23 protein-coding genes and 1 pseudogene are annotated in these 24,981 nt (G+C 71.8%); 13 read left to right on the plus strand and 11 right to left on the minus strand.

Annotation, left to right across the window (positions count from 1 at the left end):
• Positions 1–18: 18 nt before the first annotated feature.
• Positions 19–1,395 (minus strand): FAD-binding oxidoreductase, encoded by a 1,377-nt coding sequence (locus tag DMB42_RS35690; protein ID WP_125642160.1) that lies wholly within the window; start codon positions 1,393–1,395, stop codon positions 19–21.
• Positions 1,396–1,503: 108 nt separating this feature from the next.
• Here DMB42_RS35690 and DMB42_RS35695 point away from each other — a divergent pair, with 108 nt between their 5' ends.
• Positions 1,504–2,523: a GNAT family N-acetyltransferase gene (locus DMB42_RS35695; protein WP_125642163.1), complete on the plus strand. Its 1,020-nt coding sequence runs from the start codon at positions 1,504–1,506 to the stop codon at positions 2,521–2,523.
• Positions 2,524–2,709: 186 nt separating this feature from the next.
• Here the strand turns inward: DMB42_RS35695 and DMB42_RS35700 are convergent.
• Positions 2,710–3,126: pseudogene (locus DMB42_RS35700) on the minus strand (Clp protease N-terminal domain-containing protein); the annotation flags it as partial.
• Between the two features lie 74 nt (positions 3,127–3,200).
• Here DMB42_RS35700 and DMB42_RS35705 point away from each other — a divergent pair.
• From DMB42_RS35705 to DMB42_RS35715, 3 genes are read left to right on the plus strand one after another with little or no spacing between them, the layout of a single operon-like run.
• Positions 3,201–3,983 (plus strand): hypothetical protein, encoded by a 783-nt coding sequence (locus tag DMB42_RS35705; RefSeq protein ID WP_125642169.1) that lies wholly within the window; start codon positions 3,201–3,203, stop codon positions 3,981–3,983.
• A gap of 37 nt (positions 3,984–4,020) precedes the next feature.
• Positions 4,021–4,902, plus strand: a complete 882-nt coding sequence (locus DMB42_RS35710; RefSeq protein WP_125642172.1) for an oxidoreductase — start codon at positions 4,021–4,023, stop codon at positions 4,900–4,902.
• Between the two features lie 11 nt (positions 4,903–4,913).
• Positions 4,914–5,498, plus strand: a complete 585-nt coding sequence (locus DMB42_RS35715; RefSeq protein ID WP_125642175.1) for a TetR/AcrR family transcriptional regulator — start codon at positions 4,914–4,916, stop codon at positions 5,496–5,498.
• Here the strand turns inward: DMB42_RS35715 and DMB42_RS35720 are convergent.
• Positions 5,478–6,221 carry a class I SAM-dependent methyltransferase gene (locus tag DMB42_RS35720; RefSeq protein WP_185845031.1) on the minus strand — a complete coding sequence of 248 codons (744 nt, stop codon included), beginning with the start codon at positions 6,219–6,221 and terminating at the stop codon, positions 5,478–5,480. The genes DMB42_RS35715 and DMB42_RS35720 overlap by 21 nt on opposite strands.
• A 99-nt stretch (positions 6,222–6,320) precedes the next feature.
• Here DMB42_RS35720 and add point away from each other — a divergent pair, with 99 nt between their 5' ends.
• From add to DMB42_RS35740, 5 genes are all read left to right on the plus strand, one after another.
• Positions 6,321–7,340, plus strand: a complete 1,020-nt coding sequence (add, locus tag DMB42_RS35725; protein ID WP_125642181.1) for an adenosine deaminase — start codon at positions 6,321–6,323, stop codon at positions 7,338–7,340.
• 141 nt (positions 7,341–7,481) lie between these two features.
• Positions 7,482–7,733 carry a hypothetical protein gene (locus DMB42_RS35730; protein ID WP_125642183.1) on the plus strand — a complete coding sequence of 84 codons (252 nt, stop codon included), beginning with the start codon at positions 7,482–7,484 and terminating at the stop codon, positions 7,731–7,733.
• Positions 7,730–7,897, plus strand: coding sequence for a hypothetical protein (locus DMB42_RS53620; protein ID WP_185845032.1), 168 nt, complete (start codon positions 7,730–7,732; stop codon positions 7,895–7,897). The genes DMB42_RS35730 and DMB42_RS53620 overlap by 4 nt, the downstream gene beginning before the upstream one ends.
• Before the next feature lie 148 nt (positions 7,898–8,045).
• Positions 8,046–9,833 carry a hypothetical protein gene (locus DMB42_RS35735; protein WP_125642186.1) on the plus strand — a complete coding sequence of 596 codons (1,788 nt, stop codon included), beginning with the start codon at positions 8,046–8,048 and terminating at the stop codon, positions 9,831–9,833.
• Entirely contained in the window at positions 9,826–10,413 is a 588-nt protein-coding gene (locus DMB42_RS35740; protein WP_125642189.1) for a hypothetical protein, read from the plus strand. Before DMB42_RS35735 ends, DMB42_RS35740 begins: the two co-directional genes overlap by 8 nt.
• A gap of 2 nt (positions 10,414–10,415) precedes the next feature.
• Here the strand turns inward: DMB42_RS35740 and pgl are convergent, their stop codons facing one another.
• Genes pgl through tkt form a run of 6 tightly spaced genes read right to left on the minus strand, consistent with a single transcriptional unit; the run spans position 10,416 to position 18,476 of the window.
• Positions 10,416–11,189 carry a 6-phosphogluconolactonase gene (pgl, locus tag DMB42_RS35745; protein WP_125642192.1) on the minus strand — a complete coding sequence of 258 codons (774 nt, stop codon included), beginning with the start codon at positions 11,187–11,189 and terminating at the stop codon, positions 10,416–10,418.
• 27 nt (positions 11,190–11,216) lie between these two features.
• Positions 11,217–12,131 carry a glucose-6-phosphate dehydrogenase assembly protein OpcA gene (locus DMB42_RS35750; RefSeq protein ID WP_125642195.1) on the minus strand — a complete coding sequence of 305 codons (915 nt, stop codon included), beginning with the start codon at positions 12,129–12,131 and terminating at the stop codon, positions 11,217–11,219.
• Entirely contained in the window at positions 12,131–13,732 is a 1,602-nt protein-coding gene (zwf, locus tag DMB42_RS35755) for a glucose-6-phosphate dehydrogenase (protein ID WP_229824823.1), read from the minus strand. Before zwf ends, DMB42_RS35750 begins: the two co-directional genes overlap by 1 nt.
• A 1-nt stretch (position 13,733) precedes the next feature.
• The gene (locus DMB42_RS35760; RefSeq protein ID WP_125642198.1) at positions 13,734–15,350 is read right to left on the minus strand and encodes a glucose-6-phosphate isomerase; all 1,617 of its coding nucleotides are present in this window, start codon (positions 15,348–15,350) and stop codon (positions 13,734–13,736) included.
• Positions 15,347–16,438: a transaldolase gene (gene tal / locus DMB42_RS35765; protein WP_125642201.1), complete on the minus strand. Its 1,092-nt coding sequence runs from the start codon at positions 16,436–16,438 to the stop codon at positions 15,347–15,349. The genes DMB42_RS35760 and tal overlap by 4 nt, the downstream gene beginning before the upstream one ends.
• Positions 16,439–16,445: 7 nt before the next feature.
• Complete coding sequence (tkt, locus tag DMB42_RS35770; protein ID WP_396984787.1) at positions 16,446–18,476, minus strand: transketolase; 2,031 nt, start codon at positions 18,474–18,476, stop codon at positions 16,446–16,448.
• A gap of 335 nt (positions 18,477–18,811) precedes the next feature.
• Here tkt and DMB42_RS35775 point away from each other — a divergent pair, with 335 nt between their 5' ends.
• On the plus strand, positions 18,812–19,756 hold the full coding sequence (locus DMB42_RS35775; protein ID WP_125642207.1) for a heme o synthase: 945 nt from the start codon (positions 18,812–18,814) through the stop codon (positions 19,754–19,756).
• Positions 19,757–20,034: 278 nt separating this feature from the next.
• Positions 20,035–21,225 (plus strand): PrsW family intramembrane metalloprotease, encoded by a 1,191-nt coding sequence (locus DMB42_RS35780; RefSeq protein WP_125642210.1) that lies wholly within the window; start codon positions 20,035–20,037, stop codon positions 21,223–21,225.
• Here the strand turns inward: DMB42_RS35780 and DMB42_RS35785 are convergent.
• Positions 21,201–21,920: a vancomycin high temperature exclusion protein gene (locus tag DMB42_RS35785; protein WP_260478147.1), complete on the minus strand. Its 720-nt coding sequence runs from the start codon at positions 21,918–21,920 to the stop codon at positions 21,201–21,203. The genes DMB42_RS35780 and DMB42_RS35785 overlap by 25 nt on opposite strands.
• Positions 21,921–21,943: 23 nt before the next feature.
• On the minus strand, positions 21,944–22,930 hold the full coding sequence (locus DMB42_RS35790; RefSeq protein WP_125642212.1) for a heme A synthase: 987 nt from the start codon (positions 22,928–22,930) through the stop codon (positions 21,944–21,946).
• A 141-nt stretch (positions 22,931–23,071) separates the two neighbouring features.
• On the opposite strand from DMB42_RS35790, the gene DMB42_RS35795 reads away from it, so the two are divergent.
• Together DMB42_RS35795 and DMB42_RS35800 are read left to right on the plus strand one after the other, a co-directional pair.
• On the plus strand, positions 23,072–24,040 hold the full coding sequence (locus DMB42_RS35795; protein ID WP_125642215.1) for a proline racemase family protein: 969 nt from the start codon (positions 23,072–23,074) through the stop codon (positions 24,038–24,040).
• Positions 24,037–24,978, plus strand: coding sequence for an ornithine cyclodeaminase family protein (locus DMB42_RS35800; protein WP_125642218.1), 942 nt, complete (start codon positions 24,037–24,039; stop codon positions 24,976–24,978). The genes DMB42_RS35795 and DMB42_RS35800 overlap by 4 nt, the downstream gene beginning before the upstream one ends.
• The last annotated feature ends 3 nt before the right edge of the window (positions 24,979–24,981 follow it).

The raw sequence follows: 24,981 nt of genomic DNA on the forward strand, positions 1-24,981 counted from the left end.
TCCCTTTCTCCAAGATCGTCAGTGGCCGGTGATCAGGTCGGCGAAACGGGCCAGGGCCGACGTCCTGGGCATGGAACGCTCCCGGTGGTCGGCCACCCGGTAGAGGCGGTACATGGCGTGCACCCCCATCCAGCGCAGCGGCTCGGGCTCCCAGGGCCGTACCCTGTGGCCCACCCACGGCAGGGACGTCAGCTCCGTCTCCTCCCCGAGTATCAGATCACGCAGCGTGCGCCCGGCCAGGTTCGTCGTGGTCACGCCGTGTCCGGTGTACCCGCCGGCCCAGCCGAGGCCGGTCGCGCGGTCCACGTGCACGGTCGAGCACCAGTCGCGCGGCACGCCCAGCACGCCCGACCAGGCGTGCGCGACCGAGGAGGAACGGGCCGCGGGGAAGAAGTCGACCAGGAGCCGCCACAGGGCCTCGACCGTCCACTCGTGGGTGCGGCCGCGGGCGTCGATGCGGGAGCCGTACAGGTAGGGGCGGCCCCTGCCGCCGAAGGCGATGCGGTCGTCGGCGGTGCGCTGGGCGTACATGTAGTAGTGCGCCATGTCGCCGAGAAGTTCGGCGCCGCGCCAGCCGACCTCGTCCCAGAAGGAGGCGGGGAGCGGCTCGGTGACGATCATCGAGCTGTTCATGGGCAGCCACTGGCGGCGCAGCCCGTGCAGGCGGGCGGTGAAGCCCTCGGTGGCGCGGATCACGTACGCGGCCGTGACCGTCCCGTACGGGGTCACCGCCCGGCCCGGGGCGATCTCGGTGACCGGGGTGCGCTCGTAGACGGGGACGCCGAGGTCGCGTACGGCCCTGGCCAGCCCCTGCGCCAGCTTGGCGGGCTGGATCCTGGCACAGTGGGGGCTCCAGGAGGCCGCCAGCGCCCCCGCCACCCGTACGTGCTCCGCGGGGTCGGCCAGGCGCAGGTCCGCCTCCTCGATGCCCCACGCGCGGGCCGCGGCCACGGAGGCGCGCAGCCGGTCGGCCTGGGCGGGGGTACGGGCCACGTTCACCACGCCGCCCTTGACGACGTCGCAGTCGATGGACTCGGTCTCGCAGACCGCGATGACCTCGTCGATGGAGGCGTACATCTCGCGCTGGAGGCGTCGGGCGCCCGCGCCGTACCGTTCGTGGGAGCCGGCCAGGTCGCCGGTCAGCCAGCCGCCGTTGCGCCCGGAGGCGCCGAACCCGGCGAACTCCTGCTCCAGCAGCACCACCCGCAGTGAGGGACGGGCCTTCTTGAGGTAGTACGCGGTCCACAGTCCCGTGTAGCCCGCACCGACGATCGCCACGTCGGCCTGGAGGTCGCCGTCGAGCCGCGGGCCGGGCGGCGGCACCCCCGACGACCGGTACCAGAAGGACACGTCACCGTTGACGAATCCGGACGACAAGGGAACTCGCGCATTCATGGCCCCATATCCTGCTATATCAGGATTAGGTGGCGCATCTCACGACGAAATTCGTGATGAAACCCGTCGTTAGCGGGCGTGTAACACATCCCAGGCATGCTCCTTCGTATGGGATTCTTGCGCATCCGGACCACGGTGGACGAGCGACCCGGACGGCTGGCCTCGCTGGCCTCGGCCCTGGCCGCCAGGGGCGGCAACATCCTCGGCCTGAGCGTCCAGTCCGACGCCGACGGCACGGTCGACGAGTTCGTGGCCGACATCCCCGCGAGCCCCGAGGCCGTGCGCGAGGCGCTGGAGGCCGTCGGCGGCCGGCGCGTCCAGGTGGTGCCCGCCACGGCCCACGAGCTGACCGACGAGCCGACCAGGGCGCTGCTGCTGGCCTCCCGGCTGCGTACGACGCCCTGGCGGCTGCCGGAGCTGCTGGCCGAGCTGCTGCGCGCGGACGACGCCAGATGGGTCTACGGCGAACCGGTGAGCGATCTGCCCGACCCGACCCTGCTCGTCGTACCGGTCGCGCAGCGGCGCGCGGTCCGGCTGCGCCGCGCCGGGCTGCCGTTCACGCTGACCGAGGCGGCGCGGGCGGCCGGGTTCGCCCGGCTCGCCCAGCCCGCGCCGCGAAGCGCCGCCGAACGCCCGGTGAAGCTGGCCGACGGCGCCGAGGTCACTGTGCGCCCGCTCACCTCGATCTACCGCGAGGCCGTGCGCGACCTGCACGACCGCTGCTCGCCGGAGGCCCGCAGGTTCCGCTACTTCACCTGGCTGCCCGCGCTGCCGCCGCGCACGTTCGACCGGCTCTGCGACCGCGGCAGGGGCTTCTCGCTGGTGGCCGGGCACGACGGGCAGGTCGTGGCCATGGCGAACCTCATGTTCACCCCCGACCCCGGCGTCGCCGAGCTGGCCCTCCTGGTCGAGGACCGCTGGCAGGGGCTCGGCCTGGGCACGACGCTGGCCCGGATGCTGGTGAGGCAGGCCCGCGACCTCGGGTACGCCGAGGTCAGGGCCACCCTGCTGGCCGACAACGCCCGCATGCGCGGCCTGCTGACCACCCTGGGGGCCACGCTCGGCCACACCGAGGACCCCGCGATCGTGGAGGCGCGGCTGCCGGTCGGCGCCCTGGCCTCAGCCTAGGCCCTCCTCGCGGGGGCGCTCCTCGTCCGCGCTCCCGTCTGGCTTGCCGGCGGGACGGCTGATGCCCAGGTGGCGTTCGATGCGTTCCAGGCTCTCCTCGATGCGGGTGAGCCGTTCGCCGAGGACCGGGCCGCCGGAGAAGTACATCTCCGTCGGGCGTTCCTTGGCGCCGCGGCCGACGCGGTCGAGCAGGCGCTGGCGGATGTCGGTCAGGTCGGCGCCGGTGTCCACCAGGGCCTGCGCGGCCAGCCCCTCGCCCTCCCTGATCAGCCCGAGCAGGATGTGCTCGGTGCCGATGTAGTTGTGGCGCAGTTGCAGGGCCTCGCGCAGGGACAGCTCCAGCACCTTCTTGGCGCGCGGGGTGAAGGGGATGTGCCCGGTCGGGGAGCTGGCCCCGCGGCCCACCTCGCGCTCCACGAACACCCGTACGGCCTCCAGTTCCACGCCGCAGCCGCCGAGCACCAGCGAGGCCAGCCCCTCACCCTCGCGGATGAGACCCAGCAGGATGTGTTCCGTGCCGATGTAGTCGTGGCTCATCAGCCGCGCCTCCTCCTGGGCGAGGACGACGACCCTGCGCGCGCGGTCGGTGAAGCGCTCGAACACCGGGGGGCCTCCGTTCGGCTGGGGCTGTCTCCACTATGCGCTACAAACCCCGGCGTGTGGGGTATTTGTCCTGTGTGGATCTTGACGAGGTGGCCGGCCGCCTCTACGCAGTCCCGCCGGCGGAGTTCACCGCCGCCCGCGCGGCCGAGGTCCGCGCGGCCAAGGACGCGGGCGACGTACGGCTCTCGCGCGAGATCGCGAAGCTGCGCAAGCCCACCGTCTCGGCCTGGCCGGTCAACCGGCTGGCCCGCGAGCACCCGGAGGAGCTGGCCGAACTGCTCGCCCTTGGGGAACGGCTGCGCGCGGCCTGGCAGGAGCAGGACGCCGGCGCGCTGGCCGGGCTGACCCAGCGGCGGGGCGAGGTGACCGCCAAGGTGGCCAGGCTCGCCAGGCAGGGCGGCGGCCTGTCGGCGGCGGCCGCCTCGGAGGTGGACCAGACGCTGGACGCCGCCGTCGTGGACGCCGACGCCGCCGGCCAGGTGCGGGCCGGGCGGCTGGCCAAGCCCCTCAGCTACAGCGGCTTCGCGCCCGCCCCCGTCACCGCCGCCCGTCCCGCGCCGCGCGGGCGAACGTCGTCCGCCCGGAAAGCCGCGGACGCGGCGGCCGAGGCGAAGGCACGCGCGGAGGCTGACGCGAAGGAGGCCAGGAAGGCCAGGGAACGGGAGGAGGCCGAGACGGCCCACCGGGAGTGGGCGCAGGCGCTGGAGTCGGTCACCCGCGAGTACGACGAGCGCGCCGACAGGGTCGCCCGGCTGGAAGGCAAGCTCGCCAAGGCGCGCAAGAAGCTGGAGGAGGCCCGCCGGCGACTTGAGGTCACCCGCCGGGAAGAGCGCCACGCGCGGCAACAACTGAGTTAGAGTGTACGAAACGGTTTCGTACACCAAAGGAGGGGTGATGACCCCCTGGACGCCAGCCGACATCCCGGACCTCGCCGGCACGACGGCCATCGTGACCGGCGCCAACAGCGGAATCGGCCTGCCCACCGCCCGAGAGCTGGCCCGCCGCGGCGCCCGCGTCGTCGTGGCCACCCGCTCGGCGGACAAGGGCGAAGCCGCGGTGGCCGAGATCCGGCGGGCCGTGCCGGGCGCCGACGTCGTGCACGGCGGCCTCGACCTGGCCGACCAGTCCTCGGTCCGGAGCTTCGCGGCCACCGTCGGCGACACGATGGACAAGCTGGACCTCCTGGTCAACAACGCCGGCATCGCCATGACCCCCCGCCGGACGACCAAGGACGGCTGGGAGCTGCAGTTCGGCACCAACCATCTCGGCCACTTCGCGCTCACCGGGCTGCTCCTGCCGCTGCTCCTCGCCGCCCCGAAGCCCCGCGTGGTGACGGTCTCGAGCGAGGCGCACGCCATCGGCAGAATCGACTTCGACGACCTCGGACTGGAACGCGGCTACGGCCGGATGAAGGCGTACGGGCGCTCCAAGCTCGCCAACCTGCTGTTCGCCCTGGAGCTCCAGCGGCGTGCCGACGCGGCCGGTACGAGCCTGACCAGCGTCGCCACCCACCCTGGTGCCACCGCGACCCACATCTTCAAGCTGGGGCCCCTACAGCCCCTCCTGGGCGTGTTCCTGCAGTCGGCCGACGCCGGCGCCGTCACCTCCCTGTACGCCGCCACCTCGCCCCTGATCACCGGCGGCGAGTTCGTCGGCCCGAAGCTGAAGCTGCTCACGCCCTCGAAGACGGCCCGGTCCGAGGAGCTCGCCCAGCGGTTGTGGGAGGTGTCCACGCAGCTTACGGGCGTACGATTCGAGGAGATCGCCTATCGCTGAAGGACGTGCCCGTGGCCCCACTCGACCCTGACCGCGCCAGGGCCATCCTCGACGCCACGATGGAGTTGTTGTCCGAGGTGGGCTACGACCGCATGTCGGTCGACCAGATCGCCAAGCGCGCGAAGGCCAGCAAGGCCACCATCTACCGGCGCTGGGCGGGCAAGCCCGAGCTGGTGGTCGACGTCATCTGCCGGCGGCTCGACATGGACGCGCCGCCGGGGGAGGACACCGGCTCGCTCCGCGGCGACCTGCTCTCGATCTTCCGTGGCCTGTGCGAGACGGTCGAACGCAAACACGCGATGGTCATCGGGTTGTCCTCGACGCTGGTGTCCAACCAGGAGCTGGCCCGCACGCTGCGCGCCCACATGCCCGCCCGCAACCTCGGCGACGTGGGCGCGCTCGTCGAGCGGGCCAGGGCGCGCGGCGAGCTGTCCGCCGCGGTCGATCCCGTACGGCTGTTCGGGGTCGCCGAGGCCCTGGTGTGGCATCGCATGATCTTCATCGGGCCGCCCTTCGACGCCGAGTTCGTGGCCGGGTCGGTCGACGGGGTGCTGGTGCCGCTGGTCACGGCCTGGTCAGCGGAGGCCGTGGGCTAGGCGGGCGCAGACGGGGAACCCCGCGGCGGCGTACGGGGCGGCCAGGCGGTCGTAGCAGGCCCGTACCCGTGCGAGGGTCTCCGGCGGCTGCCGGGTGATCACCTCGAAGCGCGGGCCGCCCGCCTCGACGACGCCGGTCCACCAGGCGGCCGGATCGACCCGGTGCCGCCAGCGCAGCGTCCGCACGCCCACCTCCCCGAAGCCCGCCGCCGTCAGCAGCCCGGCGAACCGCTCGGGCCGCTCCACCGCGGTGAAGGGCCGGGCAGGGGGTTCGTACGGGACCCGCGCCGCCGCCAGTGCCTCGGCGAAGACGTTCGTGGCCGTCATCTCCTCGGACTTCCACCAGGTCAGCGCGAGCGCGCCGCCGGGACGCAGCACGCGGTGCAACTCCGCGAGCGTCGCCGGGGTGTCGGCGACGTGGTTGATGACGAAGTTGCCCGCCGCGGCGTCGAAGGAGCCGGCGTCGAAGGGCAGGACGGGCAGGGTGGCCTGCCGTACGGTGGCGCCGGGGTGGCGGCGGGCGACCACGTCCAGCATGGCGGGGCTGGAGTCGACGGCGGTGACCTCGGCGCCGAGCGCGAGCGCCTCGGCCGTGACGACGCCCGTGCCGCAGCCAAGGTCGAGCAGCCTGCGCGGGCGCGGGCCCAGGGCGTCCAGCAGCGGCTCGACGGTGTAGGAGGTGAGCCGTGCGAAGCCGCGGTCGTAGGCCGCCGGGTCTCTCACGGGCCACCAGCATACGCTCAGCGGAATTCTGACATTCTTGCGTGAAATTTCGGCCGTTTCTCTGTTTTATGGGGAAATTTCGGGCTTATGGTCTTCGCCATGACCATCGACGCCTTCATCGACGCGCTTCCCAAGGTGGAGTTGCACGTACATCTGGTCGGCTCGGCCTCGGTAGAGACCGTGCTGGAGCTGTCCCGCCGCCATCCCGGAAGCGAGGTCCCGACCTCGGAGGAGGAACTGCGCCGCTTCTACACCTTCGTCGACTTCCCCCACTTCGCCCGCGTGTACCAGGCCGTCAACGCCCTCGTCCGCGACCCCGAGGACGTCGCCACCCTCGTCCTCGGCCTGGCCAGGGACCTCGCCGGACAGGGCGGCCGGTACGCCGAGCTGCAGGTCACCCCGTACGCGCACCACGTGGTCGGCATGCCCATGCGCGAGGTGACACAGGCCCTCGACCTGGCCGCCCGGCGTTCCCTCGCCGACCACGGCGTGGAGATGGCGTACATCTTCGACATCCCCGGCGAGTACGGCGAGGAGGCCGCCCGGATCACCGTCGAGCACGCCCTCCAGGAACCTCCCGCCGCATTGGTAGGTTTCGGGATCGGCGGCATCGAACAGGAACGCCCCAAGTACCGCGACGCCTACCGCGACGCCTTCACCGCCGCGCGCGTCGCCGGACTGCACAGCGTCCCGCACGGCGGCGAGATGAGCGGCCCCGAGACGATGTGGGAGGTCATCGAGGGCTACGGCGCCGAACGCATCGGCCACGGCATCAACTGCCTGTCCGACCCCCGCCTGGTCGCCCACCTGCGCGAGACCCAGCTCCCGCTGGACGTCTGCCCCACCTCCAACGTCCGCACCGGCCAGGTGCCCGACCTGGCCGCCCACCCGCTGCCCCGCATGCTGGAGGAGGGCCTGTACGTCACCCTCAACAGCGACGACCCGCCCATGTTCGCCACCACCCTGGCCGGTGAGTACCGCGCCGCCGCCCACGTGCTCGGGCTCGGCGCCGCGGAACTGGCCCAGCTCGCCCGCAACGCCGTCAACGCCTCCTACCTCACCACCGACCGCAAACAGTCCCTCCTCAAGGAGATCGACACCCTGACCCCCCTCGCCTGACCGGCCCGCCACGTTCCGTCATGCCGTCCTCATGCCGTCCTCACCGAACGGCATGACGCGGCGGGACTCTCCTGGCATCGTGGAACACGGATTGAGCCTGAGGGGGCGCGTCGTGCGTACCACGGTCGGTGGGAGGTTCACATGACTACTCCGGCGGACCTGCTGGACGCCCAGCGCCGCGTGCAGGCGCTGTCCGACCAGCACTGGCACTGCCTCGACGAGGCCGTGCGCCAGCTGACGGACGGGCGCACCTGGACGGGCCCGGTGACCGGCTCCTTCGCCCAGGATCTCGTGCGCCGCCGGCTGGAGGTGTGGCACGGGCTGCGGGAGGTCATCGAGCAACTGCGCGAGGAGGCCGCCCGCTACTCCCTCGACGAGCGGCGGAACCTGTGACGTCCTCCTCGCTCGACCCGCGCGAGATGCACCGGCTCGGGCAGGGCGTACAGGAGGCGGGCAAGGCCCTGGCCGGCTGCGCGAGCCAGGTGCGCGCGATCCTGGCGGCGGTGCAGCTGAGCCATCCGGGGTCACCGCGATCGACCGGGCGGCGCGCTGGCTGACCGAGCAGGCGCCCGACCTGTACCGGCGGCGCGACCTGGCCTACGAGGCCGAGAAGGTCCGCACCGACGTGTTCGGTCACCCGGTGCCCGGCTCCGTGGTGCCGCCCGGCGCGGTCCGGATCGACGAGGGGCGGCTGATCCGTCCCGGGTGCGCGCCGAGGCCGAGCAGGCCGCCGGACTGGTCGAGGCGGCCGGCCGGGGGGACAAGGACGCCCTCACGAAGCTCGCCGCGTTCAAGGACCGGATGACCGATCCCCGCTTCGCCACGGCACTGCTGGAGAAGCTCGGCCCGCAGGCGCTCACCACGCTGCCCGTGCACCTGTCGGCCCGCGTGCGCAAGGCGCTGGACCAGAGCCCGGAGGCGGCGCGCGGGATGCGCGCCCAGAACCGGGAGCTGCTGTCCATGCTGGCGACGGCCCTCGCCCACGCCACCACCGCCAAGGAGGGCGCCCCCCGCCTCGGCACGCGGTTCCTGGACGAGCTGAACAAACGCGGCCGTGAGGAGACGGAGGCGCCGGGAATGGGCGGGCTCACCGCCCCCGGCTACTGGGCGCTCGGCCAGATCCTCGGCGCCGGGCCGCAGGAGCCGTACAGCTCGTGGTTCATGAGAACGGTCGGGCGCGACATGATCCGCTGGGACCGCGACTACCTCAAGGAGCACGGGGTGCGCTTCCTGCCCCGCGACACCGACGTCTACAACCTGCCGGCCCCGGCCGACTCCCAGCCGTTCCAGGACACCGACGAGATCGGGGCGGCCGACCCCGTCGGCGCGCTGCTGGCGGCCGCGGCCCGGGGCAGGGAGCCGGCCCAGGCGCTGCTCGCCGACCGTGACCTGCTGACGTACCTGATGCACGACCGCCGCCCGCAGTGGGCCATGGGCGACCACGGCGAGTCGCTCGGCCGGGCCATGGAGGCGGCGATGAGCGGCCAGGACGACCTGTCCAAGACGCTGGCCGTAATGGCCACCCAGATCTACGCCGACGACGTACGGCCGCACGTGTCGCTCGACGAGGACGGCAAGGTCGCCTTCGCCGACCCCTCAGAACTCGACGACCTGTCAGGCATCCGCGACAACATGGGCCACATCCTGGGCGACCACGCCGACGACATCGCCGCGGCGTTCTACAAGAACGCCCCCCGGGCCGCGGACGGCGAACTCACCAGCAGCAACGAAGGGCACTACATCGCACGTTTCGGCGCCGCGGACCTCGACCTGGTCGTACTCGACCTGGCCGCGGACGACGGAGCCTACAACAACCTGCTCATGGGGGAGATCGGGCACATGCGCCGCGATGTCGATGAAGCGATCATGACAGGCAACGAAACCATGCTGAAGAACGTCGTGACCAACGACGCCCGAAGCCTGGGGCACCTCATGGAGGCGCGCAAGCAGACCTTGATCGCCCGAGGTCAGGAGGCGGACGCCGCGGACGCGAAGCTCATGGAACTGGTGGAGACGGGGATCGGCGAGATCCCCATTCCCGGCGCGAACCTTGTCGGGAAAGTGGGCATAGAGGCGGCGAAGGCGGCGTACGAGAACTTCGTGAAGGACGGCTACACCAGCGCGGGGAAGTGGATGCTCGATCAGGCCGGTCACGGCGGCGGGCACACCACCAGGAACGTCGCCGAAGGGGCCAAGAACGAGGAGGCCATCGACGAACTGGTGAGACAGATGCTCGAATCGTCGGCGGTGGCGCATGAGCACTACGACCACGGGAAGCTGGACGGACGGCCCTTCGTGGTGGGGGACCCACCGCGCATCAAGCCGCCAGCCTCGATGAACAACGACGAATATGACGCGTTCCTGGAGTGGATGGAACGGCACACCACGATTCCCAGTGACTTCGGCGACGCGCAGGGGATGACCAGGGTCGGGATCGGCGAGTTCACCAACCACATGAGGAAGCCCGAGCCGCCCGGGGCGCGCCATGAGTAGGCCGCTGCCGGCGCTGCTCTGCCTGCTCCTGGCCGTCTCGGTGGCCGCTGCGTGCACGCCGGACCGCACGGTCGCACCGACCCAGCCACCGACACCGTCACCGGTGCGGCAGCCGGTCACCGACGCGCCGCCCTACCTGTGCAACTTCGTACCGCGTGCCGCGCTTGCCGAGCTGACCGGCTACACGGGCTCGTACAAGGCAGGCCCCAACAGCCGGCATCGCGTGGGGAACACGTGTGTGGTCTCGAACGACGAGCGCAGCATCGTCATCACGAGCTATGACGTGTCGGCTCGCCGGGAGACCTTCGAGACGTTCGCCGGCAACGGGAAGGCGGGCTCTCCCGTGGACCTGCCGGCCGAGCTGGGCAAGGGGCAGATCCACGACTTCGAGGCCCGGTTGTACCCGTTCCGCAGCGCGGGTGCCTGGTTCCGGTGCGGGGAGAGGAGTCCGTTCATCGGCGTCACGGTCATGAAGAACCCCGCACGGGACCAGAACTACGATCTCGTCCAGCTTGTGGGGATCGCTGAACGGCGGTTCGGTGAGATGTTCGGGTGCGCGCCCACCCCCGATCCGCGCTGACCTCAGGGGGAGGCCAGGCGGCCGAGTTCTGGGGGGATCTTGGTGGCGGCCGCGCGGTCGAGGAGGAACAGGGTGCCGGCTCGGCCGGGGGCGCCCGCGGCCGGGACCTGGACCGGGCCCGAGTCCGACAGGGCCAGGCGTACCGCGCCCGACTTCTCCTCGCCGGCCGCCACGACCCACACCTCGCGCGCCGCCTGGATGGCGGGCAGGGTCAGGGAGATGCGGGTGGGGGGCGGCTTGGGGGAGCCGTGGACGGAGACGACCGGGCGGGTGTCGTACAGGGCGGGCATGCCGGGGAACAGGGAGGCCACGTGCGCGTCGGGGCCCATGCCGAGGAGCATGATGTCGAAGGCCGGCACCGGGCCGTGGTCCTCGGGGCGGGCCGCGGCGCGCAGTTCGGCGGCGTACGCCTCGGCGGACTCCTCGGCCGTCAGGCCCGAGTCGGGGCCGCGCATGACGTGGACCCGGTCGGGGTCCAGGTCCACGTGGTCGAGGAGCGCCTGACGGGCGCCGGTCTCGTTGCGTTCCTTGTCGCCGGTGGGCACGAAACGTTCGTCGCCCCACCAGACGTCGAGGCGCCGCCAGTCGACGGCGTCGCGGGCGGGCGTGGCGGCGATGGCGGCCAGCGTGGCGATGCCGACCGTGCCGCCGGTCAGCACGATCGAGGCCGACCCCTTGGCCGACTGGACGTCGACCAGGCGCGTGATGATGCGTGCCGCCACGGCCTTGGCCAGGACGTCGGCGTCGCGGTGCACGACAACGTTGGGAACGCTCACAGCTCTTCTTTCTGGAGTGGAGGGCGGTCAGCCCTTGTAGGTACGGGCGAACCGCTTGACGGCGGCCTCGTAGACCTCGTCGCTGTCCAGCCGGCGCAGTTCCTCGGACATCAGCTCGGAGGTGTGCCGCCGGGCCAGGGCCACGTTCCGGTCGGGCTGGCCGGGACGTGAGAGCGTGGCCAGCCGCGCGTCGCTGCGCGTGACCGACAGTTCGCCGTCGGTGGTCTGGAGCCGTACGCAGGTCAGGCCGGGACCGGCCGAGTCGGTCACCTTGACCGGGGCGCCCAGCCGCTCCGACAACCAGGCCGCCAGCAGCGACGCGCTCGGGTGGCCGGGGCTGGCCTCCACCACGCCCTTGCGCACCTTGCCCACCGGCTGGTCGAACGCGGCGGCCAGCAGGCTGCGCCACGGCGTCAGCCGGGACCACGACAGGTCGGTGTCGCCGGGGGCGTAGCCCTTGGCCCGGGTCACCAGCGACTTGGGGCCGCCGTCCTCGAAGCCCTTGGCGTCGGTGATGCGCCGCTGGGCCAGGGCGCCGATCGCGTCCTTGGACGGCACGTCGGGGGCCGCGCCCGGCCACCAGGCCACCACGGGCGTGTCGGGCAGCAGCGGCGGGCTGACCACGGAGTCGGCGTGCTGGGTGAGCTCGCCGTACAGGCGCAGGACCACGACCTCGCCGGGTGTGTTCTCGCCGATGCGCAGTTCGGCGTCGAGCCGGTTGGGCTCGGCCTCCTCGCGCTTGATCACCACGATGATGCGCGAGGGGTGCTCGCGGGCCGCCTCGGTGGCCTCGCGCAGCGCGTCGTACTGGTGGCGCTCCTCGGAGATCACCACCAGGGTCAGCACCATGCCGATGGCGGGCGCGCCCATCTGGTGGCGCAGCAGCATGAGCTGCGCCGAGATCTTGCCGGCCGTCGTGTCCGACAACATGAACGTGGTCACTAGAGTCTCCTCCACACGCGGCCGTCGCGCGCCATCATCGCGTCGGCCGACTCCGGCCCCCACGAGCCCGACTCGTACCCCTCGGGCTGTCCCTGCGTGGCCCAGAAGTCCTCGATCGGGTCGAGGATCGTCCAGGACAGCTCGACCTCACGCTGGTGCGGGAAGAGCGGCGGGTCGCCGATCATCACGTCGAGCAGCAGGCGTTCGTACGCCTCGGGCGAGGACTCCAGGAACGACTCGCCGTAGGCGAAGTCCATGGACACGTCGCGCACCTCCATGGCGGTGCCCGGGACCTTCGACCCGAACCGCACGGTGATGCCCTCGTCCGGCTGAACCCGGATCACCAGGGCGTTCTGCCCCAGGATCTCGGTGTCGGTCTTGCTGAAGGGCAGGTGCGGCGCGCGCTGGAACACCACGGCCACCTCCGTGACCCGGCGGCCCAGCCGCTTGCCGGTACGCAGGTAGAACGGCACCCCGGCCCACCGCCGGTTGGCGATCTCCAGCTTGATCGCCGCGTACGTCTCGGTGATCGACTCGGCGGGGATGCCGTCCTCCTGGAGGTAGCCGACGACCTTCTCGCCGCCCTGCCATCCGGCCGAGTACTGGCCCCGGGCCGTGTTGAGCCCCAGGTTGGACGGCAGCCGTACGGCCTTGAGCACCTTCTCCTTCTCCCGGCGCAGCGCCGAGGCGTCGAAGGAGGTCGGGTCCTCCATGGCGACCAGCGCGAGGAGCTGGAGCAGGTGGTTCTGGATCACGTCGCGGGCCGCGCCGATGCCGTCGTAGTAGCCGGCGCGCCCCCCGATGCCGATGTCCTCGGCCATGGTGATCTGCACGTGGTCGACGAAGCTGCGGTTCCAGATGGGCTCGTACAGGTTGTTGGCGAAGCGCAGCGCCAGGATGTTCTGGACGGTCTCCTTGCCCAGGTAGTGGTCGATCCGGAAGATCGAGCTCTCCGGGAAGGCGGAGGTGGTGATCTCGTTCAGCTCGTGGGCCGACTTCAGGTCGTGGCCGAACGGCTTCTCGATGACCACCCGCCGCCAGGAGCCCTCGGGCGCGTCGGACAGGCCGGTGCGCTTGAGCTGCTCGACGACCACGGGGAAGAACTTGGGCGGCACAGACAGGTAGAAAGCGTAGTTTCCGCCCGTGCCGCGCGTCTGGTCGATCTCCGCCAACGCCATCGCCAGGGCGTCGAAGGCCCCGTCGTCGGAGAACTCGCCCGGCACGAAATGGATGCCCTCAAGGATCTGCTTCCAGACCTCCTCGCGGAAGGGCGTACGCGCGTGCGCCTTGACGGCGTCGTGCGTCAACTGGGCGAAGTCCTGGTCCTTCCAGTCGCGCCTGGCGAAACCGACCAGCGAGAAACCGGGCGGCAGCAGGCCGCGGTTGCCCAGGTCGTAAATGGCCGGCAGCAGCTTGCGCTTGGCCAGGTCGCCCGTCACGCCGAACAGCACCAGCACACACGGCCCCGCCACCCGCGGCAGCCGCTTGTCACGCGGGTCGCGCAAGGGGTTGGCCTCGGCGACCTCCAATGTCGTGGCGGTGTTCGCCACGGCCGCCGCCACCGCGACGACCTCCTCCTCAGGAGATGCTTCGTCAGTCATCTCAAACCTCCTGTGCGGCTGCGAGCAAATGCGCGACACCCGTCGCGCGGTCCGTCAAATGCAGGCGTACGGCGGGCCGCCCGCGGGTCTCCAGCGAGGCCAGGTCGCCCAGCGCCTGCGCGAGCTGGAGCCGCCCCAGCGTGTACGGCCGGCCCGGGACCGGGACGTCCTCGGTCACCGCCCCCGTGATCTGCAGGAACACGCCGTTCTGCGGCCCGCCCTTGTGGTACTGGCCGGTCGAGTGCAGGAAACGCGGCCCCCACCCGAACGTCACCGGCCGGTTCGTACGGATGGCGAGCAGGGCGCGCAGCGTGGCGGCGTCGGCCATCATCCACGCGTCGGTCATCTGCTCGAAGTCGGCCCCCTCGGGCATCGGCGCGTCGAAGGCCGCCAGCCGGTCGAGGTAGGCCATGACGGCCAGGTAGCCGCCGTGCGGGATGGCCTTCAGCAGCTCGGCCAGCACGCCGGGCAGGTCGTGCGACCGGACCGCGCCGTAGATCTCGACGGGCCCGTCCACCAGCGTGGGCGCGCCGAGCGGCAGGTCGGGCAGGGCCAGCAGGGTCGCGGTGTTCTCCTTGGACTCGGCCACGTTGGGCTGGTCGAAGGGGTCGATCTCCAGCAGCAGCCCGGCCACGGCGGTCGCGTACTCCCAGACCAGGAACTGGCCGCCGAGCGGCCCGTCGACGCGTACGGCGCCGTCGTCGGACTCGATCGCGACGATCAGCTCGTCGTGGGTGTGGTTGGGGTCGGAGTTGACGACGGGCAGGATGCCCCTGCCCTGCTTGCCGGTGGACTCGGCGACGAGCTGCTCGATCCAGTCGGGCAGCCCGTTGATGCCCGAGAGCTGGTCTTCGAGCACCAGCTTGTCGCGCCCGGCCAGCGCCGCGCCGCCGAGGGCCGCGCCCAGGTCGAGCCCGGGGTTGCCGGTGTCCTGCGACAGCAGCGGCAACACCTCTTCGGCGTCGTCCAGCAGCCGCTCGACGTCGGCCCCGGCCAGCGCGCTCGGCACCAGCCCGAACGCCGACAGCGCCGAGTAGCGGCCCCCCACGTCGGGAACGGCCAGCACCAGGTGGTAGCCGCCGTCGATCGCCCGCTGCTCCAGCGGCGAGCCCTGGTCGGTGACGACCACGATCCGGTCGGCGGGCGAGATGCCCGCCTCGGTGAAGATCTGTTCGTAGATGCGCAGGTGGCAGTCGGTCTCGACGGTCGAGCCGCTCTTGCTGGCCACCACCACGACGGTGGACTCCAGCAGGTCGGCCAGGGCCCGGCGGACCTGCGCCGGGTCGGTCGTGTCGAGCACGGTCAGCGGTACGTCGGCGGTCTGGCAGATCACCTCGGGAGCCAGCGACGAGCCGCCCATCCCGACCAGCACCACGTTCGTCAGGCCCTCGGCGCGGGCCCGCTCCACGAGCTTGCCCAGCTCAGGGAGGAGCTCGCGGGAGGTACGCGGCAGCGTCAGCCAGCCGAGCCGGACCGCCGCCACCGCCTCGGCGTCCTCACCCCACAGCGTGGGGTCGCCGCCGGCCAGCCGCGCGGGCACGCCGTCGGCGACGAGGCGCCCCGCGACGGAGGAGGCGGCCGCGGCCACCCCCTCCTCGCGGTAGGACACCTCGATCATGGCACCAGATTCTTGGTGACGCTTTCGAGCAGTTCGTTCCAGGACGCCTCGAACTTCTCCACGCCCTCGTCCTCCAGGACGCGTACGACGTCGTCGTAGTCGATGCCGGCGTCCTTGAGCGCGGCCATGGTGTTCCAGGCCTGCTCGTAGAAGGGGCGCACGGTGTCGCCGCTGATTTGGGCGTGGTCGGCGGTGGCGTCGAGGGTCTTCTCCGGCATCGTGTTGACGGTGCCGGGGGCGACGAGCTGGTCGACGTACATGGTGTCGGAGTAGTCGGGGTTCTTCACCCCGGTCGAGGCCCACAGCGGGCGCTGCGGGCGGGCGCCCGCCGCGCGCAGGCGCTGCCAGCGCTCGGAGCTGACGACCTCCTCGTACGCGGCGTAGGCCAGGCGCGCGTTGGCGATGCCCGCCTTGCCCTTGAGCTCCGGCTTGCCGAGCTTGTCGAGCCGCTTGTCGATCTCGCTGTCGACACGGCTGACGAAGAACGAGGCCACCGACTCGATCGAGGCCAGGTCGAGGCCCTTGGCCTGCGCGGCCTCCAGGCCGGCCAGCCAGGCGTCCATGACCGCGCGGTAGCGCTCAAGGGAGAAGATCAGCGTGACGTTGACGCTGATGCCCTCCGAGAGCGCCTGCGTGATCGCGGGCAGGCCCTCAAGGGTGGCCGGGATCTTGATGAACAGGTTGGGCCGGTCGACCATCCACCACAGCGCCCTGGCCTCGGCCACGGTCTTCTCGCTCTCGCGGGCCAGACGCGGGTCGACCTCCAGCGAGACGCGGCCGTCGACGCCGCCGGTGGAGTCGTAGACCGGGCGCAGCACGTCGGCCGCCCAGCGGATGTCGTACGTGGTGATCGCGCGTACGGCCTCCTCCACGGTGACGCCGCGTACGGCCAGGTCGTGGAGCTGGGCGTTGTAGGCGTCGCCCTTGCTGAGCGCACCCGCGAAGATCGTCGGGTTGGAGGTGACCCCGACGACGTTCTTCTCGCGGATCAGCTGCTCGAGGTTGCCCGTGCGCAGGCGTTCGCGGCTGATGTCGTCGAGCCAGATGGAAACGCCCTGGCCGGACAGCTTGTTGAGGTTGTCGCTCATCTTCTTCTCAGTTTCCCGTCGTCTCGCCTTTTTCCTGACCCAGCTTGGCGAGGCTCGCCCTGGCCGCGGCCGCCACACGCTCGGCCGTGAGCCCGAACTGCTCGTACAGCGTCTTGTACGGCGCCGAGGCGCCGAAGTGCTCCAGGCCGACCACTTCGCCGCACTCGCCGACGAACTGGTGCCAGCCGAGCGCGACGCCGGCCTCGACCGCGACCCGGGCCCGGATGGCCGAGGGCAGGACCGTCTGCCGGTAAGCGGAGTCCTGCCCGTTGAACCACTCGACACACGGCATCGACACCACGCGTGTGGAGATGCCCTGCGCCTCCAGCAGCTCGCGGCCCTGCACGGCGACCTCGACCTCGCTGCCGGTGGCGATGAGGATCACGTGCGGCTGGCCGTCGGAGGCCTCGCGCAGCACGTAGCCGCCACGGGCCACGCCGTCGGCGCTCGTGCCCTCGTAGACCGGCACGTTCTGCCTGGTCAGAGCCAGGGCGGCGGGACGGTCGGTGTGCTCCAGGATCGTCTTCCACGCATGGGCGGTCTCGTTGGCGTCGGCCGGGCGGACGACGTCGAGGCCGGGGATCGCGCGCAGCGCCCACAGGTGCTCGATCGGCTGGTGGGTGGGGCCGTCCTCGCCGAGGCCGATGGAGTCGTGCGTCCACACGTAGGTGACCGGCAGCTTCATCAGCGCGGCCAGGCGCACCGCGGGGCGCATGTAGTCGGAGAAGACCAGGAACGTGCCGCCGTACGGGCGGGTGCCGCCGTGCAGGGCGATGCCGTTGAGGATGGCGCCCATGGCGTGCTCGCGGATGCCGAAGTGCAGCGTGCGGCCGTAGGGGTTACCGGGGAAGTCCTTGGTCTGGTACTCCTCGGGGATGAAGGACGGCTCGCCCTTCATGGTCGTCAGGTTCGACTCGGCCAGGTCGGCCGAACCGCCCCACAGCTCGGGCAGCACCGGGGCCAGCGCGCCCAGCACCTCGCCGCTGGCCTTGCGGGTGGCCATCGAGGAGCCGGTCTCGAACTCGGGCAGGGCCGTGGCCCAGCCGGCGGGCAGCTCGCGGTGGGAGATGCGGTCGAACTCCTTGGCGCGCTCGGGGTTGGCCAGGCGCCAATCGGCGTAGCCCTTGTCCCACTCGGCACGATCGGTACGGCCGCGGGGGACCACCTCGCGGGCGTGCTGGAGCACCTCGGCCGGCACGTCGAAGGTCCTGGCCGGGTCCATGCCCAGGATCTCCTTGGTCGCGGCGATCTCCGCCTCGCCCAGGGCCGCGCCATGGATCTTGCCGGTGTTCTTCTTGTTGGGCGCCGGCCAGCCGATGATCGTGCGCAGCCGGATGAAGGAGGGCCGGTCGGTCTCGGCCTTGGCCGCCTCAAGGGCCTCGAACAGGGCCTGGACGTCCTCTTCGTACTCGCCGCCGGCGGTCCAGTCGACGCTCTCGGTGTGCCAGCCGTAGGCCTCGTAGCGCTTGACGACGTCCTCGGACTTGGCGATGAGGGTGTCGTCCTCGATGGAGATGTGGTTGTCGTCGTACAGGACGACGAGGTTGCCCAGCTTCTGGTGACCGGCCAGGGCGCTGGCCTCGTGGCTGATGCCCTCCTCGATGTCGCCGTCGCTGACGAAGCACCAGATGTGGTGGTCGAACGGCGAGGTGCCACGCTCGGCCTCGGGGTCGAACAGGCCGCGCTCGCGGCGGGCCGCCATCGCCATGCCGACCGCGTTGCCGAGGCCCTGGCCGAGCGGACCGGTGGTGGTCTCAACTCCGGCGGTGTGCCCGTGCTCGGGGTGGCCGGGGGTGAGGCTGTCCCACTGCCGCAGGCGCCTCAGGTCGTCGAGCGTCAGGCCGTAGCCCGACAGGTAGAGCTGGATGTAGAGCGTCAGGCTGGTGTGGCCGCACGACAACACGAACCGGTCGCGGCCCGCCCAGTTGGGGTCGCTCGGGTCGTGGCGCATCACGCGCTGGAACAGCAGGTATGCGGCGGGGGCCAGGCTCATGGCGGTGCCGGGGTGACCCGAGCCCGCCTTCTCCACTGCGTCCATCGCCAGCGCCCGGACGACGTCGACCGCCTTCTTGTCGAGGTCGGTCCATTCAAGGGCTGGCACGAGTTCGGTGCTCAAGTGCTCGATCTCCGGAATCTAGTTGTCATTTGGCAGTACCTGTTGGCTATCCCGCCCACACGGGACCCTAACCGAGTGGAGCTGGCGATCGATTCCCATTCCACCCTTGCGTGTCCATGAATGGCTCAAGCCCCCCATTGGCCGGACCGTCCGCCCCTGCGACTACAGTTTGGTTGTTCGCAGAGGCGTCACGGCGCCACTCATCGATCCGCTCTAATCAGAGGTTACGCGTTGACTCCGCACAGGCTGGAAGCGCCTTGACGGTGCTGACCAACAGGCAGGCCACGGCCCCCTCGACCGAGTCCGGGGCGCCGCGCACGTTCGGCATGGTCGTGAAGGCCTACGTCGCGCTCACCAAGCCGCGGATCATCGAGCTGCTGCTGATCACGACCCTCCCGGTGATGTTCCTGGCGGCCGGCGGCCTGCCGCCGCTGTGGAAGTCGATCGCCGTCATGGTCTTCGGCACCCTGTCGGCGGGCAGCGCCAACGCGCTCAACTGCTACGTCGACCGCGACATCGACCAGAAGATGCGGCGCACCCGCCGCCGCCCGCTGGCCCGGCATCAGGTGTCGCCGCGCGGCGCGCTGGTTTTCGGCATCGTTCTGGGGATTTTGTCCACTGTCGGCCTGTGGGTCACCACCAATTGGCTGGCCGCCGTGCTGTCCACCGCGGCGATCCTGTTCTACGTGATCGTCTACTCGATGATCCTGAAGCGGCGTACCGCCCAGAACATCGTGTGGGGCGGCATCGCGGGCTGCATGCCGGTCATGATCGGCTGGGCGGGCATCACCGAGCGGCTCGACTGGGCGCCCCTGGTGCTGTTCGGGGTGGTGTTCTTCTGGACGCCGCCGCACACCTGGACCCTCGCCATGCGCTACAAGGAGGACTACGCGGCGGCCAAGGTGCCGATGTTGCCGGTGGTGGCCACCGAGCGGCGGGTCATCCTGGAGTCCGTGGCCTACACCTGGGCGACCGTGCTGTGCTCGCTGGCCCTGTGGCCGGTGGCGCACACCACGCTGTTCTACCCGGTCGTCGCGGTCGTGCTCGGCGTGGTCTGCCTGTGGGAGGTCCACCGCCTGCTGGCCCGGCTCAACGCCGGTCGGAGCGGCGTCGACCTGCGCCCGATGCGGTTCTTCCACTGGTCCAACGCCTACCTCGCGCTGCTCTTCCTGGCCGTCGCGATCGACCCGCTGCTGGCCTGACCCGGCGGGCCTCCCGGCCGGGGACGGCGAAGCGGCCGGGGCGTACGACCCCCCCCATGTCCGGACGGTGACGAGTGACTATCCCAGGCGGCCGGTTCACGTGATCGTTCCCGAGGGCGCCGGCCGCCGCCGGACGCGTACCCGGCTGCCGGACCTGCCCCACGACCGCCTCGCGATCGGCCGTACCGTCGGGCGGGCCGGTCGCGGTGGGTCCGACCTCGACCGGCAGTGCCCGAACCGGCACGGACCCCGTCACTCTGATCCGTTAAAGTCACGGTATGGCGTCCCGTGATCCACGCTGGGTGTTGAAGGACCGCCCGTCGTTCGCGTTGATCACCGGGCTGGTCCTCACCGGCATCTGCGCCCTGGTCTCGTTCTCCTTCGACGTGCTCAACGGCGAGCCGGTGCAGTTCTTCATCGCGCTCGTCCTCGCGCTGGCGCCGGTGCCGCTGCTGCTGGCCGCCGTGCTGGCGCTGGACCGCATGGAGCCCGAGCCGCGCAGCAACCTGATCTTCGCCTTCGCGTGGGGCGCGGGCATCGCCGTGCTGATCGCGGGCGCGATCAACTCGCTCAACCTCCACTACTTCATCGACACCGCCAAGCTCTCGCCCACCAGCGCGCGCAACCTGGCGGCCACCTTCGGCGCGCCCGTCGTCGAGGAGACGATGAAGGGCCTGGTGCTGCTCGGGCTGCTGAAGTTCCGCCGGGCCGAGCTCGACGGGCCCACCGACGGCATCATCTACGCCAGCATGGTCGGCCTCGGCTTCGCCATGAGCGAGAACGTCAGCTACTACCTGTCGGCGCTCAACGGCAACGGCGTCAGCAGCCTGGCGGTCACCGTGGTGCTGCGCGGCGTCCTGTCGCCGTTCGCCCATCCGCTGTTCAGCTCGATGATCGGGGTGGCCGTCGCGTACGCGGCCCAGCGCCAGGGGCCGGAGCGGGCCTTCCTGGTGCTGGCCGGCTGGTCCGGGGCGATGATCCTGCACGGCCTGTGGAACGGCCTGGCCTCCTACGGCGGTTTCCCCGGGCTCGTGGTGGCCTACCTGGCGCTGCTGGTGGTGCTCGTCGTGCTGATCGGCGTGGTGTTCAGGGACCGGCGGCGCATCGTCGCGCTCATCCAGACCTACCTGCCGCCGTACGAGCCGACCAAGCTGGTCGGGGCCGCCGACATCTACATGTTGTCCACGTTCGCCCGGCGGCGTCAGGCCAGGCAGTGGGCCAGGGCCTACGGCGGCAAGAAGGGCGTGCGCGCGATGCGCGACTACCAGCTCGCCGCCACCGAGCTCGGCCTGCTGCACGAGCGGGCGGCCCGCCACATGGTCGACGAACAGGCCTTCCACGAGGAGCAGCGGGCACTCCTGGAGTGCATGAGCACGGCCCGCGCCGACTTCCCGGTGCCGGCGGTGCACGCCCGCTCGGTGGCCAGGGGCACGCCGCCGCCCGGCTACGCGCCCGGCGCGCCCCGCTGAGCGAGGATCTTGGTCAGCGAGACCTCGCGCGGCCCGGGGTAGACCGGCTCGGAGCGCAGCACGAGCGCGTCGGCGACGGCCTTGGCCGTGGCTAGCAGCTCCCTGGTGGCGTAGACGTACGTGGTGGCCGCCCACTGCCGGGTGGAATCGTCGCCCACGCCGAACGTCTCCAGACCGGCCGTCCGGCACAGCGCCACGGCCCTCGGCAGGTGGAAGACCTGGGTGACGACGGTGACCCGTTCGGCGCCGAACACCTCGCGGGCCCGTACGCACGAGTCCCAGGTGTCGAACCCGGCGTAGTCCAGCACCATCACCGCGGCGGGCACGCCCCGGCGCAGCAGGTAGTCGCGCATGGCGGTGGGCTCGTCGTACTCCTTGCGGCTGTTGTCACCCGACAGCAGCAGCGCGTGTACCTTGCCCGCCCGGTAGAGCTCGGCGGCGACGTCGAGCCGGCGGGCCAGCATGGGCGTGGGCTGCGTGTGCCACAGGCCCGCGCCGAGCACCAGCGCGGCCTGCGCGGGCGGCACCCGCGTCAGCCAGCCGCCGCTGTCGGCGACCACGCGGTGCGGCGAGCTGTCGAGCCAGGCCCACGTCATGGGCGCGAGGGCGAGCACGCTGACCAGCACCAGCCCCTGGTACGCGCGCCGCAGCGCCGTACGCGAGAGCAGTCCCTTCCGGGCCCGGAGTTCCAGCACACCCCATACCCTGACACAAGGGATCAGACAGCGGCGGGCGCTTCCGCGGGAACGGCGGCGGCGGCGGACTCCAGCGGGTCGCGGGTGCGCAGCGAGGTGACCACCCGCAGCGCGGCGATCCACACCAGCGAGGCGCCGAGCACGTGCAGCAGCACCAGCGCGGCCGGCACGGCCAGGAAGTACTGGGTGTAGCCGAGCACGCCCTGGGCCAGCTCCACCGCGAACAGCCCGAGCACGGCCCGGACGGCCGCCCGCGGCGCGCCGGTGACGTGCAGCGCGAACAGCAGCGCGAACGTCAGCCCGACGACGAGGTAGACGATGTCGGCGTGCAGCCGGGCCACGGCCTCGATGTCGAAGTCGAAGCGGGAGGCGATCGCGTCGCCCGAGTGCGGGCCGGTGCCGCTGACCACGACGCCCGCCACCAGCAGCACGGCCGTGGCCGCGAGCAGCGCGTAGCCCAGCCGCCGCACGTCGCGGTGGGCGATCCGGACGGCCGGGCCGTCGCCCTCGCCGGCGCGGGCGTAGAGCATCCAGCAGGCGGCGATCAGGGCCATGGAGATCAGGAAGTGCATGCCGACCGTGAACGGGCTGAGCGCGCTCCTGACCACCAGGCCGCCCCACAGCGCCTGGGCCAGCACGCCCGCGGGCTGCAGCAGCGCCAGGCGCACCAGCACCCGCCTGCGCGGGACCAGTCGCAGCGCCGCGAGCACGCACGCCGCGCCCACCGCCAGCACCAGGAACGTCAGCAGCCGGTTGCCGAACTCGATGAGCATGGTCAGCATCGACATCTCGGGATGGGCGATCGGCACGAAGCTGTCGGGCGTGCACCTCGGCCAGGTCGGGCAGCCGAGCCCGGAGCCGGTCACCCGGACGCCGGCGCCGGTCACCGCGATGCCCGCGTTGGCCACCACGGACGCCAGCGCCCAGCCGCGCATCGAGCGCGTGGTCGGCGCCCAGAAGGTGTTCAGGGCGCGGACGAGGACGTTGGAGCGGTCCGTGGATGGTTTCACGTCATCGATGGTACGGGCCGGGTGGGACGGTCCCGTCAGGGGCTTCTCAGCGCGAGCCGCCATGTGACATATTACCGAGAGGCGTATCCTTGGAGGCTCCCGGACGCCCCCGCTCGCCCCGTTCCCCGAAGGGCTCGAACCGTGATCAGTACTGTCGACTACCACACCGGCGGTGAGCCGTTCCGGATCGTCACCGGCGGCGTGCCCGAGATCCCCGGGCGGGACGTGCTCACCCGGCGGGAGAACGCGCCCGGCCACGCCGACCACGTCCGGCGGCTGCTGTGCCACGAGCCGCGCGGGCACGCCGACATGTACGGCTGCTTCCTGGTCCCGCCCGACGACGCCGGGGCGCATCTCGGCGTGCTGTTCTGGCACAAGGACGGCTTCTCCACCGCCTGCGGCCACGGCACGATCGCCCTGGGCGCGTACGCCGTGCACGAGGGGCTGGTCGAGGCCGATCCCGACGGGGAGACCGACGTGGTGGTGGACGTGCCGCCGCGGCGGGTCACGGCCCGGGTGCGCTGCTCGGGCGGGCGGGTGGAGGCGGTGACGTTCGTGAGCGTCCCGTCGTACGTGCTGGCCCGGGACGTGGCCGCCGCCGGTACGCGGGTCGACCTCTCGTACGGCGGCGCGATCTACGCCTCCGTACCGGCCGGGGCGCTGGGCCTGTCCGTCGAGCCCCGGCACCTGACCGCGCTCGTCGAGCACGCCCGCCGGATCAAGGCCGCCCTGGCGGGCCACCCCGCCACCCGGCACCCGGCCGACGACCGCCTGTCCGGCGTGTACGGCGTGATCTTCTACGACGAACTGCCGGACGACGACGAGGGGCATGCCCGCCAGCGCAACGTCACCGTCTTCGCCGACGGCGAGGTGGACCGCTCGCCGTGCGGCTCGGGCACCGCCGCCCGGATGGCGCTGCTGCACGAGGCGGGCCTGCGCGGCACGCTGGTGCACGAGAGCGTCGTCGGGTCCGTCTTCAGGGCGCGCGTGGCCCGGGTGTCCGGCGAGGGGATCGTGCCGGAGATCGAGGGCATGGCATACCGCACTGGCAGGCACGTCTTCGAGCTCGATCCGGCCGACCCGATCGGAACGGGGTTCACGCTGCGATGAGCACGCTGCCCTACCTCGACGGGGCCGCGCTGGAGCGGCTGGTGCCGGTCGGCCGGGCCGTGGGCCTGCTCGAAGAGGCCCTGCGCGCCGGGCTCGACCCCGAGCTGACGCCCCCGCGGACCGGCGTGGACCTGCCCGCCGGTCAGCTCCTGCTCATGCCCGCCGCCGCCGGCCGTTACGCCGGGGTCAAGGCCGTCAGCGTCGCGCCCGGCAACCCCGGGCGCGGGCTGCCCCGGATCCAGGGGACGTACCTGCTGCTGGACGGAGAGACCTTGGCGCCGCTCGCCGCGCTCGACGGGATCGCGCTCACCTCCCTGCGCACGCCCGCGGTCTCGGCGCTGGCGGTCGCGCACCTGGCCGAGCCGGACGCGCGGCGGCTGGTGGTGTTCGGCAGCGGGCCGCAGGCGTGGGGCCACGTCCTGGCCCTGCGCGAGGTACGGCCCGTCGAGCACGTCACGGTCGTCGGCCGAGACCCCGCCCGCGCCGGAGCCCTGGCCGCCCGCTGCCGCGCCCTGGGCCTGACCGCCGAGGCGCTGAACGCCGGGGAGCCGGCGACGGCGGCGGCGATCCGCGCGGCCGACCTGGTCGCCTGCTGCACCACCGCCAGAGAACCGCTGTTCCCCGGTAAGCTCGCCCGCGACGGCGTCACCGTCGTCGCGGTCGGCTCGCACGAGCCCGGGGCCCGTGAGCTCGACGGTGACCTCGTCGCCCGCGCCACCCTGGTCGTCGAGGCCAGAGCGGCCGCCCTGGACGAAGCCGGTGACGTGATCATCCCGATCCGCCACGGTACGATCACCTCTGGTCATCTCGCCGGAAACCTCGCCGAGCTGATCGCCGGAAGGGTGGTGACCGGTCCTGGCCCGCGGGTGTTCAAGAGCACGGGCATGGCGTGGGAGGACCTGGTGGTCGCCGCGGCCGCGTACGAGGCGTGGATGTAGGAG

Source organism: Nonomuraea sp. WAC 01424 (assembly GCF_003947315.1).
GTDB lineage: Bacteria > Actinomycetota > Actinomycetes > Streptosporangiales > Streptosporangiaceae > Nonomuraea > Nonomuraea spiralis.

Excerpts from the sequence above, each read along its gene's own strand:
- DMB42_RS35760 (WP_125642198.1), bottom strand. The coding sequence starts at position 15,350 with ATGATCGAGGTGTCCTACCGCGAGGAGGGGGTGGCCGCGGCCGCCTCC.
- DMB42_RS35695 (WP_125642163.1), top strand. The coding sequence starts at position 1,504 with ATGGGATTCTTGCGCATCCGGACCACGGTGGACGAGCGACCCGGACGG.
- add (WP_125642181.1), top strand. The coding sequence starts at position 6,321 with ATGACCATCGACGCCTTCATCGACGCGCTTCCCAAGGTGGAGTTGCAC.
- DMB42_RS35690 (WP_125642160.1), bottom strand. The coding sequence starts at position 1,395 with ATGAATGCGCGAGTTCCCTTGTCGTCCGGATTCGTCAACGGTGACGTG.
- DMB42_RS35740 (WP_125642189.1), top strand. The coding sequence starts at position 9,826 with ATGAGTAGGCCGCTGCCGGCGCTGCTCTGCCTGCTCCTGGCCGTCTCG.
- tkt (WP_396984787.1), bottom strand. The coding sequence starts at position 18,476 with ATGGACGCAGTGGAGAAGGCGGGCTCGGGTCACCCCGGCACCGCCATG.
- tal (WP_125642201.1), bottom strand. The coding sequence starts at position 16,438 with ATGAGCGACAACCTCAACAAGCTGTCCGGCCAGGGCGTTTCCATCTGG.
- DMB42_RS35710 (WP_125642172.1), top strand. The coding sequence starts at position 4,021 with ATGACCCCCTGGACGCCAGCCGACATCCCGGACCTCGCCGGCACGACG.
- zwf (WP_229824823.1), bottom strand. The coding sequence starts at position 13,732 with ATGACTGACGAAGCATCTCCTGAGGAGGAGGTCGTCGCGGTGGCGGCG.
- DMB42_RS35730 (WP_125642183.1), top strand. The coding sequence starts at position 7,482 with ATGACTACTCCGGCGGACCTGCTGGACGCCCAGCGCCGCGTGCAGGCG.
- DMB42_RS35780 (WP_125642210.1), top strand. The coding sequence starts at position 20,035 with ATGGCGTCCCGTGATCCACGCTGGGTGTTGAAGGACCGCCCGTCGTTC.
- DMB42_RS35800 (WP_125642218.1), top strand. The coding sequence starts at position 24,037 with ATGAGCACGCTGCCCTACCTCGACGGGGCCGCGCTGGAGCGGCTGGTG.